Origin of the sequence: Solibacillus sp. FSL K6-4121, from assembly GCF_038002585.1 — a bacterium.
GTDB classification, from domain to species: Bacteria; Bacillota; Bacilli; order Bacillales_A; family Planococcaceae; genus Solibacillus; species Solibacillus faecavium.
The window spans coordinates 383,913-402,464 of record NZ_JBBOCS010000002.1; the positions used below are offsets into that span (position 1 = coordinate 383,913).

Annotated in this window: 20 protein-coding genes; 13 read left to right on the top strand and 7 right to left on the bottom strand. The window is 37.3% G+C overall.

Annotated features, from left to right (window positions below; translation table 11 throughout):
- Positions 1–41: 41 nt before the first annotated feature.
- Positions 42–458 carry a DUF1850 domain-containing protein gene (locus MHH95_RS11355; protein ID WP_340727647.1) on the top strand — a complete coding sequence of 139 codons (417 nt, stop codon included), beginning with the start codon at positions 42–44 and terminating at the stop codon, positions 456–458.
- The gene (locus tag MHH95_RS11360; RefSeq protein ID WP_340727648.1) at positions 455–2,476 is read left to right on the top strand and encodes a TRAP transporter permease; all 2,022 of its coding nucleotides are present in this window, start codon (positions 455–457) and stop codon (positions 2,474–2,476) included. Before MHH95_RS11355 ends, MHH95_RS11360 begins: the two co-directional genes overlap by 4 nt.
- A gap of 90 nt (positions 2,477–2,566) precedes the next feature.
- Here the strand turns inward: MHH95_RS11360 and MHH95_RS11365 are convergent, their stop codons facing one another.
- Positions 2,567–3,028: a DUF2691 family protein gene (locus MHH95_RS11365; protein ID WP_340727649.1), complete on the bottom strand. Its 462-nt coding sequence runs from the start codon at positions 3,026–3,028 to the stop codon at positions 2,567–2,569.
- A 69-nt stretch (positions 3,029–3,097) separates the two neighbouring features.
- Complete coding sequence (locus MHH95_RS11370; protein WP_340727650.1) at positions 3,098–3,538, bottom strand: DUF4275 family protein; 441 nt, start codon at positions 3,536–3,538, stop codon at positions 3,098–3,100.
- A 470-nt stretch (positions 3,539–4,008) separates the two neighbouring features.
- On the opposite strand from MHH95_RS11370, the gene MHH95_RS11375 reads away from it, so the two are divergent.
- Positions 4,009–4,641, top strand: a complete 633-nt coding sequence (locus MHH95_RS11375; RefSeq protein WP_340727651.1) for a hypothetical protein — start codon at positions 4,009–4,011, stop codon at positions 4,639–4,641.
- Between the two features lie 186 nt (positions 4,642–4,827).
- On the opposite strand, the gene MHH95_RS11380 is transcribed toward MHH95_RS11375, so the two are convergent.
- Entirely contained in the window at positions 4,828–5,706 is an 879-nt protein-coding gene (locus MHH95_RS11380) for a helix-turn-helix transcriptional regulator (RefSeq protein ID WP_340727652.1), read from the bottom strand.
- A 90-nt stretch (positions 5,707–5,796) separates the two neighbouring features.
- Positions 5,797–6,810 carry a DUF2332 domain-containing protein gene (locus tag MHH95_RS11385; RefSeq protein WP_340727653.1) on the bottom strand — a complete coding sequence of 338 codons (1,014 nt, stop codon included), beginning with the start codon at positions 6,808–6,810 and terminating at the stop codon, positions 5,797–5,799.
- A gap of 112 nt (positions 6,811–6,922) precedes the next feature.
- On the opposite strand from MHH95_RS11385, the gene MHH95_RS11390 reads away from it, so the two are divergent.
- The 5 genes from MHH95_RS11390 to MHH95_RS11410 all read left to right on the top strand — a co-directional run bounded on the left by MHH95_RS11390 (position 6,923) and on the right by MHH95_RS11410 (position 9,988).
- Complete coding sequence (locus tag MHH95_RS11390) at positions 6,923–7,810, top strand: LysR family transcriptional regulator (RefSeq protein WP_340727654.1); 888 nt, start codon at positions 6,923–6,925, stop codon at positions 7,808–7,810.
- 480 nt (positions 7,811–8,290) lie between these two features.
- Positions 8,291–8,707 (top strand): DUF6188 family protein, encoded by a 417-nt coding sequence (locus tag MHH95_RS11395; protein ID WP_191703056.1) that lies wholly within the window; start codon positions 8,291–8,293, stop codon positions 8,705–8,707.
- Between the two features lie 84 nt (positions 8,708–8,791).
- Positions 8,792–9,289: a hypothetical protein gene (locus MHH95_RS11400; protein WP_191703057.1), complete on the top strand. Its 498-nt coding sequence runs from the start codon at positions 8,792–8,794 to the stop codon at positions 9,287–9,289.
- A 67-nt stretch (positions 9,290–9,356) separates the two neighbouring features.
- On the top strand, positions 9,357–9,536 hold the full coding sequence (locus tag MHH95_RS11405) for a hypothetical protein (protein WP_191703058.1): 180 nt from the start codon (positions 9,357–9,359) through the stop codon (positions 9,534–9,536).
- Between the two features lie 17 nt (positions 9,537–9,553).
- Entirely contained in the window at positions 9,554–9,988 is a 435-nt protein-coding gene (locus MHH95_RS11410; RefSeq protein WP_191703059.1) for a hypothetical protein, read from the top strand.
- 220 nt (positions 9,989–10,208) lie between these two features.
- Here MHH95_RS11410 and MHH95_RS11415 read toward each other — a convergent pair whose 3' ends face one another.
- The 3 genes from MHH95_RS11415 to MHH95_RS11425 all read right to left on the bottom strand — a co-directional run bounded on the left by MHH95_RS11415 (position 10,209) and on the right by MHH95_RS11425 (position 13,577).
- Positions 10,209–10,964, bottom strand: coding sequence for a class I SAM-dependent methyltransferase (locus MHH95_RS11415; protein ID WP_340727655.1), 756 nt, complete (start codon positions 10,962–10,964; stop codon positions 10,209–10,211).
- A 77-nt stretch (positions 10,965–11,041) separates the two neighbouring features.
- On the bottom strand, positions 11,042–12,325 hold the full coding sequence (locus MHH95_RS11420) for an alkaline phosphatase family protein (protein ID WP_191699264.1): 1,284 nt from the start codon (positions 12,323–12,325) through the stop codon (positions 11,042–11,044).
- A 4-nt stretch (positions 12,326–12,329) separates the two neighbouring features.
- Positions 12,330–13,577, bottom strand: a complete 1,248-nt coding sequence (locus MHH95_RS11425) for an MFS transporter (RefSeq protein WP_191699263.1) — start codon at positions 13,575–13,577, stop codon at positions 12,330–12,332.
- Positions 13,578–13,732: 155 nt separating this feature from the next.
- On the opposite strand from MHH95_RS11425, the gene MHH95_RS11430 reads away from it, so the two are divergent.
- The 5 genes from MHH95_RS11430 (at position 13,733) to MHH95_RS11450 (ending at position 18,547) form a co-directional block, all read left to right on the top strand.
- On the top strand, positions 13,733–14,905 hold the full coding sequence (locus tag MHH95_RS11430; protein WP_191699262.1) for an MDR family MFS transporter: 1,173 nt from the start codon (positions 13,733–13,735) through the stop codon (positions 14,903–14,905).
- Positions 14,906–15,168: 263 nt separating this feature from the next.
- On the top strand, positions 15,169–15,876 hold the full coding sequence (locus MHH95_RS11435) for a CoA transferase subunit A (protein WP_340727656.1): 708 nt from the start codon (positions 15,169–15,171) through the stop codon (positions 15,874–15,876).
- The gene (locus MHH95_RS11440; protein ID WP_340727657.1) at positions 15,873–16,523 is read left to right on the top strand and encodes a CoA transferase subunit B; all 651 of its coding nucleotides are present in this window, start codon (positions 15,873–15,875) and stop codon (positions 16,521–16,523) included. The genes MHH95_RS11435 and MHH95_RS11440 overlap by 4 nt, the downstream gene beginning before the upstream one ends.
- 164 nt (positions 16,524–16,687) lie before the next feature.
- The gene (locus MHH95_RS11445; RefSeq protein WP_340727658.1) at positions 16,688–17,305 is read left to right on the top strand and encodes a TetR/AcrR family transcriptional regulator; all 618 of its coding nucleotides are present in this window, start codon (positions 16,688–16,690) and stop codon (positions 17,303–17,305) included.
- A gap of 99 nt (positions 17,306–17,404) precedes the next feature.
- The gene (locus tag MHH95_RS11450) at positions 17,405–18,547 is read left to right on the top strand and encodes an acyl-CoA dehydrogenase family protein (RefSeq protein ID WP_191699258.1); all 1,143 of its coding nucleotides are present in this window, start codon (positions 17,405–17,407) and stop codon (positions 18,545–18,547) included.
- Positions 18,548–18,552 lie beyond the last annotated feature (5 nt).

Sequence of the window (18,552 nt, forward strand, 5' to 3'; positions counted from 1 at the left end):
GAGGAGCGGTAGTAATCGCCCTCCTTTTCGCTTCTTTTTTCTTGAATTTTTCAGTTGTAACTGTCGAAGCCGATGAACAGATGTATTGGACTTGGCAAGATGCATTTGAACTGGCATGGATTCATTCAGTGGAAAAAGAGGAGTGGGTGGAGTTTTATGAAATAAAAAATGATCAACTACTTTTAACACACACATCATTTAAAACGTTCGGGGCAGGGGTCCCCAGCACACCGAATGACGGGAAGAATACTGTGCTTGAAAACGGCTATGTAACAATGGACATCGACAGAATGTTTCGATCTCTGCAACTAGTTGTATCTGAGAACGTACAAAGCACACTGCTGTTAGAAGAAAAGGAAGTACCATTATATAAGCTGACAAAAAATTATGAAGTCGTTACCATTTCCGTAACGAAACTCTCTTTATGGGATATGGTATTTAAGGGGGTAAAGTTATGACAGAAGGAAAAAAAGAAACGGTGTTAGCTGAAGAAATTTCGAGTGAGAAAGTACAAGAAGTACTCGAAAAATACGATACTGATTCCAAAATACGTAAATACAGTAACAAAAGTTTAGTCATCCTGCTGAGTGTTTTAGGCATTCTGTATTCACTATTTCATTTGTATATTACGTTTAATCCAATTCCGACCCTGTTATTGCGTTCAGTTCACTTACTGTTTGCCATGGGACTTGTGTTTTTAATCTATCCAACCTTCAACAAACAACGAAGAGACAAAATTCCTTTTTATGATTGGATTTTATTTGCTCTAAGTATTGGAGCTTGTGGCTACTTATTTGTAGAATATCAGGATATTGTTTCAACACGAGGTGGTATTCCGAACACGGTAGATATCATCGTTGCCATCATGACGGTTTTATTGGTACTAGAAACCGCAAGACGTGTAACAGGATGGATTTTACCAATTTTGGCATTGATATTTTTAAGTTATCCATTCTTCAGTCACCAAGGATGGCTACCTCGAATGATGATGACGCGAGAGTTTGACTTAGGTGATATTTTCGGTCAATTGTTCTTAAAAACGGAAGGGTTATTTTCAACAGCCATTGGAGCTTCCGTGCAATTCATTTTCCTATTCATTTTGTTTGGTGCTTTTTTATCTAAATCCGGAATGGGTCAGTTCTTTAACGATTTAGCACTTGCTTTAGCAGGACATAAACAAGGGGGACCTGCCAAAGTGGCGGTTATCTCGAGTGCGTTTATGGGGAGTATTAATGGATCAGCCGTTGCGAATGTTGTCGGAACAGGAGCTTTTACTATTCCTTTAATGAAAAGAATCGGGTATAAAAAAGATTTCGCTGGTGCCGTAGAGGCAAGTGCCTCCATAGGTGGACAAATTTTGCCGCCTGTTATGGGAGCGAGTGCCTTCATTATGGCGGAAACAACAGGTATTAGTTACGGTACGATTGCACTTGCTGCTGTCATTCCCGCACTTTTATACTTTTTAGGGGTAATTATGCAAGTACATTTTCGAGCAGGGCGAGATGGATTAAAAGGGATTCCAAAACCAGACTTGCCACGTGTAAAAGAAGTGTTACTCGACAAAGGTCATTTAATAGTTCCGTTAGTGGGGCTAGTTGTCCTGCTCGGTTCAGGAATGCCTGTGGCACATGCTGCCTTTTGGACGATTGTTTTAACCGTTGTTGTAGCAGCTGTGCGAAAGCATACACGCATGTCAATTAAAGATATTTTGTTCGCATTAGAGGACGGGGCACGTCAATCTCTTTCTACCGTTATTGCCTGTGGAGTAGTTGGTATCATTATCGGTGTAGTGAATTTGACAAGTTTCGGCTCAACCTTGACTTCGGCCATTACAACACTTGGTTCAGGCAGCTTATTCTTGACGTTATTCCTGACAATGATTGCTTCGATTATTCTCGGAATGGGTCTACCAAGTATTCCAGCTTATATTATTACCGCAACGATGGTCGCACCTGCACTTGCTGAATTCGGTGTACCGCTTTTAGTAGCGCATATGTTTGTATTCTATTTTGGTATTTTTGCCAATATCACACCACCTGTCGCACTGGCTTCATTTGCGGCAGCAGGACTTTCTGGCGGCAGCCCAATGAGAACTGGTGTCGTATCCGTTCGCTTGGCACTAGCTGGATTTATTGTACCGTATTTGTTCGTATACGCTCCTGCGATGCTCTTAATTGATCCGACAGGACTACCAATGAACGCAACTGAATTCCCGTGGGCATCAATTCCTGATATTTTATCAGTAACGATTTCATCAATTTTAGGTGTAGTGGGGATTGGTGCTGCAATCGAGGGGTATTTCAAAACCTATATGAACATCTTCACCCGTATCATTTTAGCAGCAGGTGCATTATTACTTATTATCCCTGAGTTCTATACGGATGTAGCTGGTGGATTAATTGTAGTGGGCATTTTCGTATTTAATATGTTACAAAACAATAGAGAAGAAAACCTAGCAAAAGAAGTCGTTGAATAATATAAAGAAAACATAAGGTTCTCCAATTCAGTTTAAATCAATATTGAAGGAAAATGCATAATTCTAGCATTTTCCTTTTTTATTTCGAATTTAAAAGATTTCAAAAGTAGTTCGGCTGTCATTTTCATCGGTAATATAGGCTACATTTTCATATTTCGAAGCTATCGCCTGTTCGTACAATGCTGTAAGGACTTGCGTATCTTTTGCATAAATGGTTACATAGGAACAATCCACAAGTAAAAGTACAAATTCACATTGGCTGTTCAAAAACTGCTCATATGAAGTGAAATCTCTCACATGAAGAGGGTCAGGAAAAGCTTTTAAGTCCGCAAATATTACATAATAATCCGTTTCAGAAATTCTTTTATAAAAAGCGTCTCCTGTATATACATATGGTTTCGGGAATAGGGGGCTACCTAATTTATCATTTTCAATATAATAAGCCTCCTCACCACCAGTCTTCCAAAAATAATTTTTGAAATCGAAAGCATTTAAAATGTCTAGCAAGAATTGTCCATATCTGTTTGGAATCTCAAAAGATAGTCCTCTCATCTGAAATTCGATCCTCCTTCCCAATCGTCTAACATCACGGCAATGGTATGATGTATAATTTTTATCTCCTCAGTTCAAGTAGTCTGCCTCACTATAGTAAGGACCAAAGTCACTTTCATGTGTTACTACGTATGTCCATGTAAAATGCTCGTCTACAATATAGACATCTTCTTCCTGTTCAAAATGAATAGCTTTTAGTGTGTCTGCTCGTTCAATTAACAAAACTTCTGGTAATCGCTGATGAAACACGTAGCACTTTGTTTTCTTTTTCATATCAAAGGCTTTGTTTGCGGCAGCTTTTACAAAATGGGATTTTCGTTCATTGCTAAAAACATGCCATAAATAGCCACAGTAATAACGATCTCCGTAAAGATATATTTTTTCCTTTTCACTTTCATTTAAATGGTGAACAAAAGCATCTTCCCAGCGTTTACGGAAATAGGGGGCAAAGTAGAGATATTCTTTAAATTTAATTTTATTTTTTTCAAGCTGCTCGATTAATTGGTTCATATATACCTCCAATGATTTGATATGTGTTACTTCCATTAAATCTGAAAATCTACTGGCTAGCCAGGATAAAATTTGGTTGCTCCAGTAATAGGAAATGGAGAAAACCGTGATTTGAGTGAAGCACAGCATGAACAATAAAAAGAAACACTTAATTTATCACTACGGGCAATAAGTGCAATGATAAACAAGGATTATGAATATTTAGAAGCAATTCTTGCCCCTACAGTAAAACTTAATAAAGAGAATAAAACGATTTCTTATGGGGATTCAAATGAAATACCTATAAGAGACACTTTGATTATAACAATTTTGAGTTTAGAGGTTATATGGTTCAAGGAGAGATAGTGTGCATAATTTTAGGGGTTTATCATTTGTTAAGGATAAAGAGAAGACTGGGAATTATCTACTGGACTCAAGTTATACTAATTAGGGTGATTTCAAATAACCAGAAAAAGGTAACAGGAGGGAAAATGAAAAATATTAAAGGGCTTTTAATTTTAGTCATAAGTTTGCTAGTGCTTTCTGGATGTAATGAGGATGAAAAGCAACCGGTTTCTACTATTAACACTGAAGAAATTAATCCAGACAAAGAAACTGAAAAAGAATTATTAGCATTGTCAGAAGAAATATTTTCGCTGTTAAAGGAGTCTAACTACGAAAAAGTAGCTGAAAAGGTTGATCCAGAACACGGAGTTACTTTTGCATTCTATGCGGATTTTGGGAATCCCGAAGGCTATGGAGGAGAATATGTAAACTTAACAAAGCAGGAGATAAGTAAAAGTAATGATACCAAGTATTTATGGGGAGCAGATGAATCAGATAAAGAATTTAAAATGTCCCTAGATGAATATGTTCAACAGTTCCTCTTACGAAGCTGGGGGAGAAGAGAAGTAGATTATAGTATTATTACATTCAATGAACCAGCAGAGAATTTTGCAGGTGTTTTTAATACCATCCATGATTATTACCCGGATGCTAAATACGTAGAATACTATTCGCCTGGAGAAACGGAGCATTTGTTTCAATCACTGCGGTTCATCTATCAAGAAAGAGATGGAGAATGGTATCTTATCGGAATAGCTCGTGATGTAGCTACTTTATGACAAATTGAATGTAATGTTGCTTTAGTAACTTCGTTGGCAAGCATTTGGTGCTAACTCCATGTGAAGAATAACTGTATTTGAGTAATCAATAGAGGGAGTTATTAATAATAAACTGAATTCCAGATTACAAGGAGTAGGCCTTTAATCTGGAATTTAGTTTCAAGCAATTATATTGAATTGGCTTATTTAGAAATCATCAAATCCTAAATTTACCGGCTCTAACGGGAGATCTCCAACGGAACCAATCATATTTGTTGTGGCTACGGATTTCTCCACTTCTTCAAATTTAATCCCATCAATCCATGCTTCTCCTGCTCCAGAGAGTAAAAGTCCAAAATGAATAGAAGCACTATCTTCGGGTACATCCAGTACAATCGAGTAGTAATTCCAATCTGTCGTACCATGGATAGCGCGGTTGTCCATATTATCAAATTGGAGTAAATCACCGTTTTTAGAATCAATACGGCACCACGCACCACATTTCACCGCTTCCTTTGTTTTAATAAAGCAAGACATTTTGAAACGTTTGCCGACCCAATTTTTTGCCGAAAAAGATTGCATCATTGTACCAAATTGCCCCTCATCCATAGCTCCAGTGCAACCTAGATAACCGGATTTTGTTCCGGTATGAAATACTTCAGTATCTGCTTTCATTGTGTACGCTGCTGGATTTGTCCCGCTCAAAAACCAGCCTTTTACTTCGTTTGTTGTCGTCATTTCCAGTTCCTCCGTTCGCATAATTGATTTCATTAGATTGCGGTATTTTCCAGGGGGCAGATTGTATAGCTCTTTGAATGCTCTAGTAAATGCTTCTTGAGACTGGAAATGGCATTCAAGCGAAATTTCCATAATACTTAAATCGGAATGAAGAAGGAATAGAGAAGCCATTGCAAGACGCCTTTTCCGAATATACTCTCCGATCGTTAACCCCGTTTCCTTTTTAAAACTTCTTGTTAAATGAAACTTAGAATAGCCGATTTTCTTTGCATAATCTTCTAGTTGCCAATGTTCCAAAAGATGATCCTCTAGTGTAGTAATGATATCCTGCACGATTAAACTATACATTGCTGTCCACCTCTAGAATTAAGTATAACGGAGAAATGATTGATTTTTTTGATAATTATTGCGGTACGATTGTACTACCGATCCGATTAATTAACTCCAATAAAAATAAAGCCCATGCCCATCCGTATTTTTTAATACTTTTAAGTTAGTTGTCTCATTCGAATTAATATAATCCACATGTAAATGTTGATCGTACATATTATTATAAACATGGTAAATCGGTGTTTTGCTGCTTAAATTGTTGATCATTGATAATAAATCTTCCTTTAATTCTAAAGGGAACTGATTGGCAACATGCGTATGAAAAATCACAATTTGTGATTCTTCATTTAGTTCGCCAATATACTTTGGAATCAACTTTCTGAAATCACCTTCTAATAAAGTTTTCTGACAGTTTAAATGGATTTCACGCGCCTTTTTTAAATTTTCTTTTCGCTTCTGTTGTTCTGGCCAAATTAAGCATTGGAGCCAATAATAGTCGTCTTCCTCTTTTAAGTCGATAATGTTTAAGTCAATTCCTAAGCGGTTTTTAATTTCAAACGTATCTATCCCGATTAAAGTATCTCCTAAATTCTTCACGTTTATCTGAAGGGAACTTCCTTTAGCTCCATAATGAATAGGATCAGATTGTTGAATTTCGTATTGATAATAATCAAGGTTTAATAATAATCCTGCACTTGTTCCAATCTCGATAAGTGTTAATGGTTTGTTACTTCGTTTAAAAATTTCATGGAAAATGGGGTACAGGTAGGCTGCTCGTTGAACCTCATTTGTTTGCACTTTTTTCGTCTGGAATAATTGAATTAACTTGTTTTTATTTTCCTTACAGAAATTCTTTAATAAATGAAAGCTCGTTTCGAATTCGGTTTCTTCCGGGTGAAGAAAACAGTGAGCTAATGGTCGTTTTGATCTTAATGCTAAATATTGCACCGAAGCAAAAAAGAGATTTGGTTTAGGCTGTGTCTTAGGAATATGCTCGATTAAATCTAGCAGAAAATCCTCCTTAACGATGCGATGGCACCAAAATTCATATAGAGGGCTGTTATCTTTTGCTTCCATTTCTGCAAAGCGATTAAAAGTTGAGATAATTTGATTTTTTCCCATGTTCATACCTTCTTTCTTTTAAGTGACTTTATCGTATAATAAAAGTTAAATTAACTGAATTAATAAAAATTAATAAAATTGATTAATATTATTAATTAGAAGAAGGTGAATCATGGAGTTAAAATGGTTGAAAACTTTCGTGACAGTTTATGAGTGCGGCAATTTTAGGGTAGCTGCTGAAAGACTGTTTATTTCGCAACCAAGCATTTCCGTACATATAAAATTATTGGAAGAAGATTTAAAGGTACCTCTGTTTGTAAGAAATCATACTCAAATTCAACTTACAAGAGAAGGGGAATATTTTTATCCTTTAGCGAAAGAGATTTTAGAGAAGGTTAATGAAAATAAACAGTTATTGTTATCGTATTCAAATTCTGAAAAGATCCAGTTTTCCATTGCGCTGTCTCCAATATTGGTAACAACAAAACTACCAGAAATTTTGTATGAATTTATGTCCCATTTTACAAACTACGAGCTTGATATCGTAATAGAAGAATCACATGATATAGATGTTTTAATTCGCTTACAAACGGTCCACCTTGCGATAGGTACAAGCAACAGTAAGTTTAAAGATATTCATGCAGAAAAATTACAAACAAGTCCACTTGTTTTAGCTTACCCACATTCATTCAAAGATGAAGATAAAAAAATATCAATTATATTGTCAGAGCTACTTAATGATTACCCAATGTTTATAGGCTATTCCGAAGAGATTGAGCCGCTATTAACACTAATTGATCAAGAGCACAAAATCCCCCGGAAAAATACTATTAAAGAAAGTAATATCGTGAAACAATTAGTAATAGGCGGTTTAGGAATTGGATTTTTACCTAAGTTTCTCATCGAAGAAGAACTGGCAGAGGGGAGATTAAAAATTTTAGAATTAAAGCCGCATATGCATTTGTTTCCTGTAGAAATTTATATGAAGCACGTTCGAGAGAGCGAGCAATTATTGCCTTTATTAAACTTTATTAGAAAAAAATATAATTCGAATTTTTAACAGCACCAATTAAAAAGCCTTTAAAGTTTGTTTTCAGTATTTAGTGGATAAATGTTAGGTCACTGGACAGGCATGCGCCAATATCGGATTGAATACATTTATCTTGATTTGTTTAGTTTATTAAAGCATTTAAATTTTAGGGCAGCAGCGCTCGCTTAGATCATGTGCCCCCCTAATAATGCTATACTTATAAATAATTTTTATCTTTTGTAAATTGAATTGCGTAAGGAGATAAATAGCGGAAGGAATTTCCGTTATTTCGAAAATGACATAAAAAATAGTCGAAATAAGGGAAGAAAATTCCGCTATTGACCTAAAAGACGTGAAATATCGGGATTTTATTTGAAATAACGGAAAAACGTTCCCTTATTTATCCCGAAATGAGCTACATCCTTCGAATAACGGTAAAATCTTCCCTTATTTTAGGCGGGCACTATACGTTATGGTGATGAACGCATTTTGTTTTAAAGGAGACTGAACATGACGGAACATATACACATACAGCATTTAATGGAAAAATGCGTTCTACATGAAACAATCGATAGTCTTCATTTTTGGGGACCTGCCATACAGCTTTCAACAAGCAATAGTCGCTATGATGAAGTGACACTTCGAATTGAGGGAACGTTTAAGTTGACGCAAAATGGTGAGACAACCGTTGTGAAACGAGAGGCGAAAGATAAATTATTGTATTTGACTGCACTCGCTCGTCAGAAAATTTCGTTAGTTCAATTACTACTACCGAACAATCTTTGCCTTCAATTTGTATCAGGAATGCAGCTAGAAGTGATTGGAGATAATGATCAATTTGAGGGCTGGCAATTACAGGCGCAAGTGGACGATGATGTTGTATTAATCGTTGCAGGACCTGGTGAGCAATTGTCGTTATTTGAATAAAAAGCTGCCATCAAGTCGTAGCATAGAGCACGTCGGATGACCAAGTTTGCGATTGCATTCAAGTGAAAGGGAAGGGTTGCCAGTATGAAGTTTGTTCCGTATAAAAATAACGTACGATCTTTGAAATTAGACGACAGCTTTTCCGCTTACGAAATCGTGAGCGAACAGCAAACACCGATTGTTATGCAAACGTTCGCACAAAGTCGTTGGACGTTCCCGATGACGCTTTATTTTGGATCGTATTCGTTTGAAAAAGATGAGATTTTGAACGCGCCTTACCCAGTCAAAGAAATGGCAACGATTAAAAAAATTATTCGTTTCTCAACGAAAGGCTTTCACCGGGAGTACTTACCCGCATTTGTCCTGCAAATCGAAAATGAAGAAATGCTCGAGCATGCGTTGGAGGAGTTTTTCTATGTTGCCGAGCAAAATTTGTTTTTTGCGTTAACGAATGAGCCAAGTCTAACGTATAAAGGCTATCACGTCACGACGACGAGTGAAACGGTGGAAATTATATTCGCAGATTATGACGGACAGGCGGCGATTTTTTTGATTAACAGTAAGAAGGATCTTTATGAGTAAAATTATTGAACCATTTATCATAGGTCAGTCAAAACAGAACGAGCAGAAGTAGAGATACGTTAATATTATGATGCACATGGATCATGATGAAGGAAAGTTGTGTTCGGGTACGTTTTATGGTGACGTAGTCGACACGAAGAAGCTTTCATTTTTATCCAACATTGATTATCCAACCTTACCAACTGGGGCACATATTCAATTTGTCGATGCGTTTACAGGAGTGGTTTACTGGTTTGATAATCGGTAAAGGGAGGTGAGGACAAGATGGAACAATTTATTCTAAATGGACAAATTGTGAATGTGGATGTTCAGAAGACAAAAGATTTATATAAGGAACTTCCTTTAGTTTCTGAAAAAGAACATTGTGGTTGTTCAGATTGTGCTTACTATGCAAAAGCAATTGTTCATACCACTCCAGCAATCCAACAGTTTTTTGAACAATTCGGCTTAGATCCTAGGAAAGAAGCTGAAGTATGGAGAGCTTGCAAAAATGATGACGGTACCTATTATTATGTAGCAGATTATCATTTTATTGGCGAAATCCCTAATGTTAGAGAATTAGATTGGATTGACATAGATGATGCGTCATTCGGTTTAACAAATCATACTGGAAGTTTGACTTCTCCAATGATTCCCGAAACGTTTACTCCACCTATTATTGAGATGGCTGTAAAAATTAATTTGCGCTCTGATATTTAGAGAACAGCAGACGTATAGAGATTCCTAAACACGTAGAGGATGCTATTAATTGTAGAATCATCGCTTAAATAATTCCCGGGGAGATTAAAGTCAGATGCAATAGTCTTTGTGAGTCCTACTTATTAAATTTTATTTGAGAAAAATATAATTCGAATTTTTAATAGCACCAATTAAAAAGCCCCTTCTAATATAGAAGGGGGGAAATCTTAAGGCACCCGTATTAAACTTCCTTTAACTTAGCATGAATCACCATAGAAATACTATTTGCATCAAAGGCAGCTTTTGTCCATGAACCATATATGTGAACGAGTTCAAACCCATGCTGTTCTAAAAGCCGTTTCATTTCTAACGGATATGTATATCTTAAATTAATACTATCTATATATTCATTTTGTGTAGACGTATAGGTGGAAGTACAATGCAATATTTGTGTTAATGGATCATAATCTTCCTTGTTGACGACGTGGAATGTTTCACCATTTTTCTCTATAGATTCCTCATAAATTTCGTCTTTCGCAAGTTCATGGAGAATCGGATTTCGCGTATCAAATAGAAATTCGCCACCTGGGTTTAAATGCTTTTTGACTGATATAAAAAGAGCATCCTGGCTTTCATTCGTTAAGAAATGTTGAAATGAATTACCGGTCATATAAATAAAATTGGATGTAATCGGTAAGTTCAATTGTGTGCAGTCTTGTACACTCAAATGAATATCAACATCTTCGCTAAGGGCCTTTTTCCGTGCGAAATCCAGCATACCTTGATCAATATCAACACCATAAACCATATGACCTTTTTTTGCTAATGGGATGGCCAAGCGTCCTGTACCACAAGCAAGTTCAATAATGGCGCTCTTGTTTTCTCCTAAATGAGCCTTGATAAAATCTAAATCTGCTGTGTAATTTTTATAAGTCTCGTCATATTCTTCCGGTAGTTTGTATTTAGAGAGATTATCACTGAATTCATTTATTAACATATAGTTAGTTACCTCGCAATTTTGGTTAAGTTGAAAAGCCGTCTATCAGTAAAATGACAAACGGCTTAAAGAAGTCATCACTTAAATATTTCGGTTAACGCCCGGCCATCTGTATTAGGTAAATCAAGATTTAATATATGTGCAATTGTAGGACCAATGTCGACAACACTTACTTCACCAATATCAGTGCCGGCAATGACCTGATTACCTGAAATAATTAAATTACTCGTATAATTCGCTTTAGATGGTAAATAACCATGTGTTGCGTATTTTTTACCTTGTGCATGTAAATCAATAATCGCTTCCTGTAAGTGGTCATCTCCAAAAGAGTAGCCTTCCTTTGCTTCAATCATAAAACGGAATTGATTATTTACATGGAGTTCGTTCAGCTCTTGTGTACTTAAAATGGCTTCTATGCCATAGGATTCATGTTGCTTTGCATCTTGTAAAATGGAAAGAGCAATTCTTTCCGCATCGGAATCTCCTGGTTGCACATGCAAATAGGCAGCGCCACCAGCACCTTGCACATAGGCACGCCAATGCCATGCTCCATGCTGCTCATAAATTAGACCCTCTTCATAAAATAACCGATTTAAATACACTTTATATTGAACATCAAGCTGGCTATGATCCCCAACAATTATAAAAGTCGTTTCATCATAAATGCCGGCATCTTTTGTCGCCTGAACTAAATCACCGATACGCCGATCCATACGATCGATGACTTGTTCAATATGTGCCCCTTGTGTACCGTGCAAGTGCTTTGAATCATCCAAATCGATTAAATGCATAAGCAGTAAATTGGGCTTTTTCTTTTTAATTGTATCGACTGCACAAACTGTTGTGAAGTCATCCAAATTAGGTTGGTTAATTCCTTGTCTGATTTTGCCGTATTTTAATTCCATCTGGAGCGTGAATAATTTACTTCCGCTTTTCAAAATCTTTAATGCCTGGTTTTCATTTTTGACTGCTTTAATTTCAGGAATATTGTAATTGATTTGTGCTTTTCCTGTTACTGGCCATAATAATCCTGCTGTTGTAAGACCCTTTTTATGAGCGGCCTCATACACAGTTGGCGCTTGAATATCCTTCCTGAACCAATGCCAGTTTTGTTCGCTTTCAGGCACGAAAGGCTGGAACGGATTATTATGAAATACACCGTGTTTATCTGGATACATACCCGTCACATACGAACTGTGAATAACATAGGTGAGGGTCGGATACACACTTTTTACTAAATTTGTGGAAGCACCATTTTCAATTAACTTTGCCAAATTCGATTTCGACTTTGCGCTTTCCCAGTTATCGATGGAAAAAGCGTCGTACGAAACGACGATGACATATTTACTTTTTTGTGTCATATAATCACCTTACTGTTCTTGTTTGTTGACCTACATCTTTTGGAAGCATGAGGAATACGATGAGACCGATAATGAATAATGGAATAATTGATAAAATACTATATCTTGCTTCACCTGTTAATGTAGTTGTCAATGCCATTAAAAAGGGACCGATAATCGCAGCGAACTTGCCGAAAATATTATAAAAGCCGAAAAATTCGTTCGATCGTTCTTTCGGTATAATTTTTCCATAGTACGATCGGCTAAGGGCCTGAATTCCGCCTTGCGCAGAGCCAATCATAATCCCAAGCACAAAGATATGCCACATTTCAGATATGAAAAATGCCGCAATACATACAACCATATATGTCGTAATACCGGCAATAATCATCGAGCGTGTGGAATATTTTTTAGCAAGAGAACCATAGAGAAGGGCAAATGGAAAAGCAACAATTTGAATGACGAGTAAAATTCCTAATAGCATAAATGTATTTAAACTATCTGGTCCTAAAACGCTCGTTGCATAAGGTACTACCATTTTAATAATCGTATCGACTCCATCGATATAGCAGAAATAGGCGATTAAAAATAAGAATACGATTTTATAATCTTTAATGTTTAAAAACGTCTGACCTAATCGTTTAAAGCTGTTACCAACCGGATTTGGTTCTGGTTCGATATAATGACGCTGCTTCACATCACGAATCATCGGGATTGTCAGTAATCCCCACCATAATGCTGTAATACAAAAACCGATTTGATAGCCAATCGCTTCATCCATTCCCATTACGAAAATAACGGCTAAACTAATTCCAAAAGGGATGACGCTTGAAATGTAGCCGAATGCAAAACCGGATGAGGATACTTTATCCATCTTTTCATCTGTCGTAACATCAACTAAGAAAGAATCATAGAAAATATTTGCTCCGGCAAAACCAATGCAGGATAAAATGTACATGACAATTAATAGCTGCCATTGTCCACTTTCAGGTGAAATAAATGTAAAGGAAAGAGTAGAAATAATACCGACTAATGCAAAAAAGGTGAAGAAACGTTTTTTCTTATCTTTGTAATCTGCAAATGCTCCTAAAATGGGGCTAAGTACAGCAACAAATATACTGGCAAGTGAATTAAAGTACCCCAAGTCCATATTATTTACCCCATTAAACATACCAAAGACAATTGGAAACAGGGCAGTTGTAATGGCTATTGAATAAGCTGAATTCCCACAATCATACAATATCCACGATTTCTCTTCTTTCGTAAGTTTCACTTGAATTTCCCTCCTAACCTATTATTTTCTGCAATTATACCATTTTACTGGAAATGAAGAGATAAAATATTGAAAATTCACATTAGTGAAATATTATTTACGGAAGTTATGTATAATGGAAATTACATCCAATGAAAAACTAGAGGAGACAATGTATGCAAAGAATTTTTCAATATTTCCATCCACTTGTATGGATCATATTAAGCGGAACAATTTTTGTTCGAACAGCCAGTTTTATGGCTATCCCGTTTTTGGCTTTATACTTACATAATGAACTTCAGGCCTCTCCTTTGTTAATCGGTGTGACAATTGGAATAGCCCCGTTATTTTCAACGTTTGGCGGCTTAATCGGCGGGTATTTAACCGATCGTTTTGGACGAAAAGCAGTTATTATTATTACCGTCTTTATATGGAGCCTCACATTCGTTGGTTTTGCATTGGCTCCTTCTGCTGTTTATTTCGTTTTGTTGAATGCAGTTAATGGATTATGTCGCTCATTTTTTGAACCAGGTACACAAGCATTAATGATTGATTTTACGGAGGATGCTAAAAAAAGGCGCCTCTTTTCCGTACGCTATACGGCAATTAATATTGCGGCTGTTATGGGTCCACTGCTTGGAGTATGGGTCGCTAGCTTGGCAAGTCCGGCAACACCGTTTATGATTACAGGCTTTATGTATGCGTTATATGGTTTATTTTTAATCATTGTTTTAAATCGCTATGAAATGAAGCAAAAAAGACTTAGTTCAAAGCATCAAATTAGAACGATTTTGAGCGCGGTTTTTCATGATCAAAAGCTATTGCTGTTTATCGCAGGAGGCATTTTAATTACAGTTGGCTATTCCCAGTTTAACTCGACACTACCGCAATTTATTAACATGAATGTGGAAGATGGGGTGAAGCTGTTTTCTTATGTGATCGTCGCGAACTCCATAACGGTATTAGCATTTCAGCTGCCTTTAACCGTAGTAAGTGAGAGAATTTCGATTTATTCTTCGCTAAAAATAGGCGTAGTCATCTTTGCAGTCGGGTTATTTTTGTTTGGTGTTTCCGATAGTTCGTGGATGTTCATCGCGAGTATGATTGTGTTTTCGGTCGGTGAAATTTTCTGTTTTCCTATGATGAATGCAGTGATAGAAGAAATTGCACCGGAAGATCAAAAGGGAACATATCTTGGTGCTTCCCAGTTTAAAAATATTGGCGGCTTTATCGGCCCAATACTGGGAGGCTGGTTATTAACAGCTTCAATCAATTATATGTTTGCAATTATTTCCTTAATCATGTTATGTAGTATTTTTATATATAACCGTGCACAGAGGCTGACTTAAATTTAACTTCTTTAATTTAAGCTTTAAGATGTTAATTTTACATGCTGCGTAATTAATAGTATCCAACCTCGTTAATCAATGTTGATTGACGGGGTTTTTTACTGACTTAGGAGAAAAAAGTAAAATGTTATGAGCGTGCTGTCAATAAAACAGGGCTAGCTTTTAAACTAGCATTCTTCGTATTAGAAAATTCAGAATTTTAATTTGCTATTCTAAAATAACCTGTTTATAATGATGTTAATTTTACTTAAAGGAGGAATATCGTGCTTAAAGTAGAGAAAAACATACATGAAATTGTCGGAGAAGTGCAAGATGGTGCAACCATATTAGTCGGTGGATTCGGACTTTGTGGTATTCCTGAACTAGCAATCGAGGCTATTCGTCAAAAAGGCGTTAAAGATTTGACGGTTGTCAGCAATAATTGCGGTGTTGACGATTGGGGGCTTGGATTATTACTGGCGAACAAGCAAATCAAAAAAATGATTGCATCTTATGTAGGGGAAAATAAGACTTTTGAGCAACAATTTTTAAGCGGAGAGCTAGAAGTCGAACTGACTCCTCAAGGGACTTTGGCAGAGCGTATCCGGGCAGGCGGTGCTGGAATCCCGGCATTTTACACAGCTACTGGTGTGGGGACACTCATTGCAGAGGGGAAGCCGGTTAAGGAATTTGACGGTAAAGAGTATATTGAGGAACGTGCAATTGTAGGGGATTATGCCTTTGTAAAAGCATGGAAGGCTGATAAACTAGGGAATCTTGTCTATCGTAAAACGGCCCGCAATTTTAATCCAATTATTGCTACTGCAGGGAAAATTACAATTGCAGAAGTTGAGGAAATCGTCGAAGTTGGGGAACTGAATCCTGATGAAATCCATACACCAGCAGTGTTCGTTCAACATGTAATTCTAGGTGAAGTCTACGAAAAGAAAATTGAAAAACGCACATTAAAAGCAGAGGAGGCTATTGGATGACTGTAAAAGAGCGGATTGTTAAACGAGCGGTAAAGGAAATCGGAAACGGCATGAACGTCAACCTCGGTATTGGTATGCCGACTTTAGTTGCAAATGAAATTCCGAGTGATTATCAGGTGCTATTGCAATCAGAAAACGGACTATTAGGTATTGGGCCATATCCTGATGAAAGCGAGGTAGATCCTGATTTAATCAATGCAGGAAAAGAGACTGTAACAGCGGTACCAGGCGCATCCTTCTTCGATAGCGCTGAAAGTTTCGCCATGATTCGTGGTGGACATATCGACGTCGCTATCCTTGGAGGCATGGAAGTGTCTGAGAAAGGTGATTTGGCGAACTGGATGATTCCAGGCAAAATGGTCAAGGGTATGGGTGGCGCTATGGATCTTGTGCAAGGAGCGAAGCGAGTTATCGTTATCATGGAGCATGTATCGAAATACGGAGAATCAAAGATTAAGAAGGAATGTACGTTGCCACTGACTGGGAAAAAAGTTGTTCATCGTCTCATTACGGAATTGGCTGTATTTGATTTTACCGAAAAAGGAATGGTTCTGATAGAATTAGCATCCGGCGTTTCTGTAGAGGAAATAAGAGAGAAAACGGAAGCTGACTTCTTGGTTTCTGAAAATCTAATAAAATATGCTTGAAGTAGGTAAAAATTGTATTTTCGATAAAATTTTGCAAATAAATAATAGACGATGAAATCGAAGAATGCTATAATCATACAAAAATAAGACGATTAACAGAAAATATGAGTATTTTCGCAGGAAATCATCTTAATTATAACGGATGATAGATGGGAGGCGAGGAGTTGGTTGTCAAATCGCTGAAAGAACGGATTATTGAAACAGCACTTGATCTTTTTAGGAACAAGGGCTACCACGGTGTGTCAGTGGATGAAATTGTGGAAACAGCTGGGACATCCAAAGGCGGATTTTATCATAAATTTAAATCGAAGGATGCCTTGTTATATGAGATACATGATTTGTTCATCTCCCACGTATTAAAAGAAACAAAAAAAGCCTATGAAGAAAATGATACGCCAATCGATAAAGTGACTGCTCTGTTATTTGCATTTACCAATGTATTTGATGTTTATCAACGTCATATTACGGTGTTCTATAATGAAAGCGCTTATTTACCTCTAGAATATAAAAATATCATCAAAGAAAAGCGGAAGGAATACCAAAAGTTGATTGAGCAGGTGATAGAGGAGGGAAAAGAGGGTGGGCAATTTCGACCCGAGATTTCTACTACAATTACGACAATGGCAATCATAGGATTGGTGAACTGGACATATAAATGGTACCGGCAGAACGGTAGCTTAACGATGGAGCAGATTACGCAGCATTTCAATGATTTGATTCTCCGAGGTGTTCTGACAGAGCAAGGTCTTGAGGAAGCGAAAGCGAAAAAGTACATTATGTAAATCTAGTGACAGTCAGGCAATCAAAAAGTCTGGTTTTTTTAAAAAATAACACAAACCGACTAGTCGGTCTTTAATCCAAAAACTAAGGGGGCTTTAAAAATGAATTTTGAATTATCTAAAGAACAAGAAATGATTCGTGATATGGTACGTGAGTTTGCGCAAGCTGAAATTGCTCCACATGCACGTGAGCTGGATGAGAAGCATCAGTTTAGAAAAGAAAGCTTCGATAAAATGGGGGAACTTGGCTTATTCGGGATTCCATTTCCAGAGGAATATGGCGGTTCAGGTGGAGACACTATTTCCTTTGCATTAGCCGTAGAAGAAATTGGTCGTGCATGTGGAGGAACAGGCTTAAGCTATGCAGCCGCTGTCAGCTTAGGCGCAACCCCTTTTTATAACTTTGGTACAGAGGAGCAGAAGCTAGAATACCTCGTTCCAATGGCGCAAGGAAAAACGTTCGGTTCGTTTGGACTGACGGAGCCAAATGCGGGATCTGATGCAGGGGGTACTCGGACAAATGCTTATCTCGAAGGAAATGAGTGGGTCATTAACGGCGAGAAATGTTGGATTACGAATGCCAGTTATGCCCGTCAAATTGTAGTGACGGCTGTTACGGGAAAAGATGAGCGTGGGAAGAATATTATAACGGCAATCATCGTTCCAACTGACACACCAGGCGTAACGATCCGTTCTGAATATCAAAAAATGGGTGTGCGTGCATCGAATACATGTGAAATTGTTTTGGAAAACGTTCGAGTACCAAAAGAAAACGTGTTAGGAGACGAAAAAAAGGGATTTGGTCAATTTTTAAATACGCTGGATGGAGGTCGTATTTCCATCGCTGCACTATCGGTCGGCATTGCGCAGTCCGCATTTGAGAAAGCGCTTCAATATTCCAAGGAACGTGTACAATTTGGAAAATCGATCTCTAAATTACAGGCAATTCAGTTTAAATTAGCGGATATGGCGATGGAAATTGAATTGGCACGCAATATGGTAATGAAGGCAGCGTGGCTGAAAGATGAAGGAAAGCCATTTAAAAAAGAAGCCGCATTCGCAAAACTATTTGCGTCGGAAATGGGCTTCCGTACATGTAATCAGGCGATTCAAATCCATGGTGGTTACGGTTATATGGCAGAGTACGATGTAGAACGTCATTTACGTGATATTAAATTAATGGAAATAGGAGAAGGTACGTCTGAAATCCAGCGTGTGGTCATTTCACGAGTGTTAGGTTGTTAGATTTT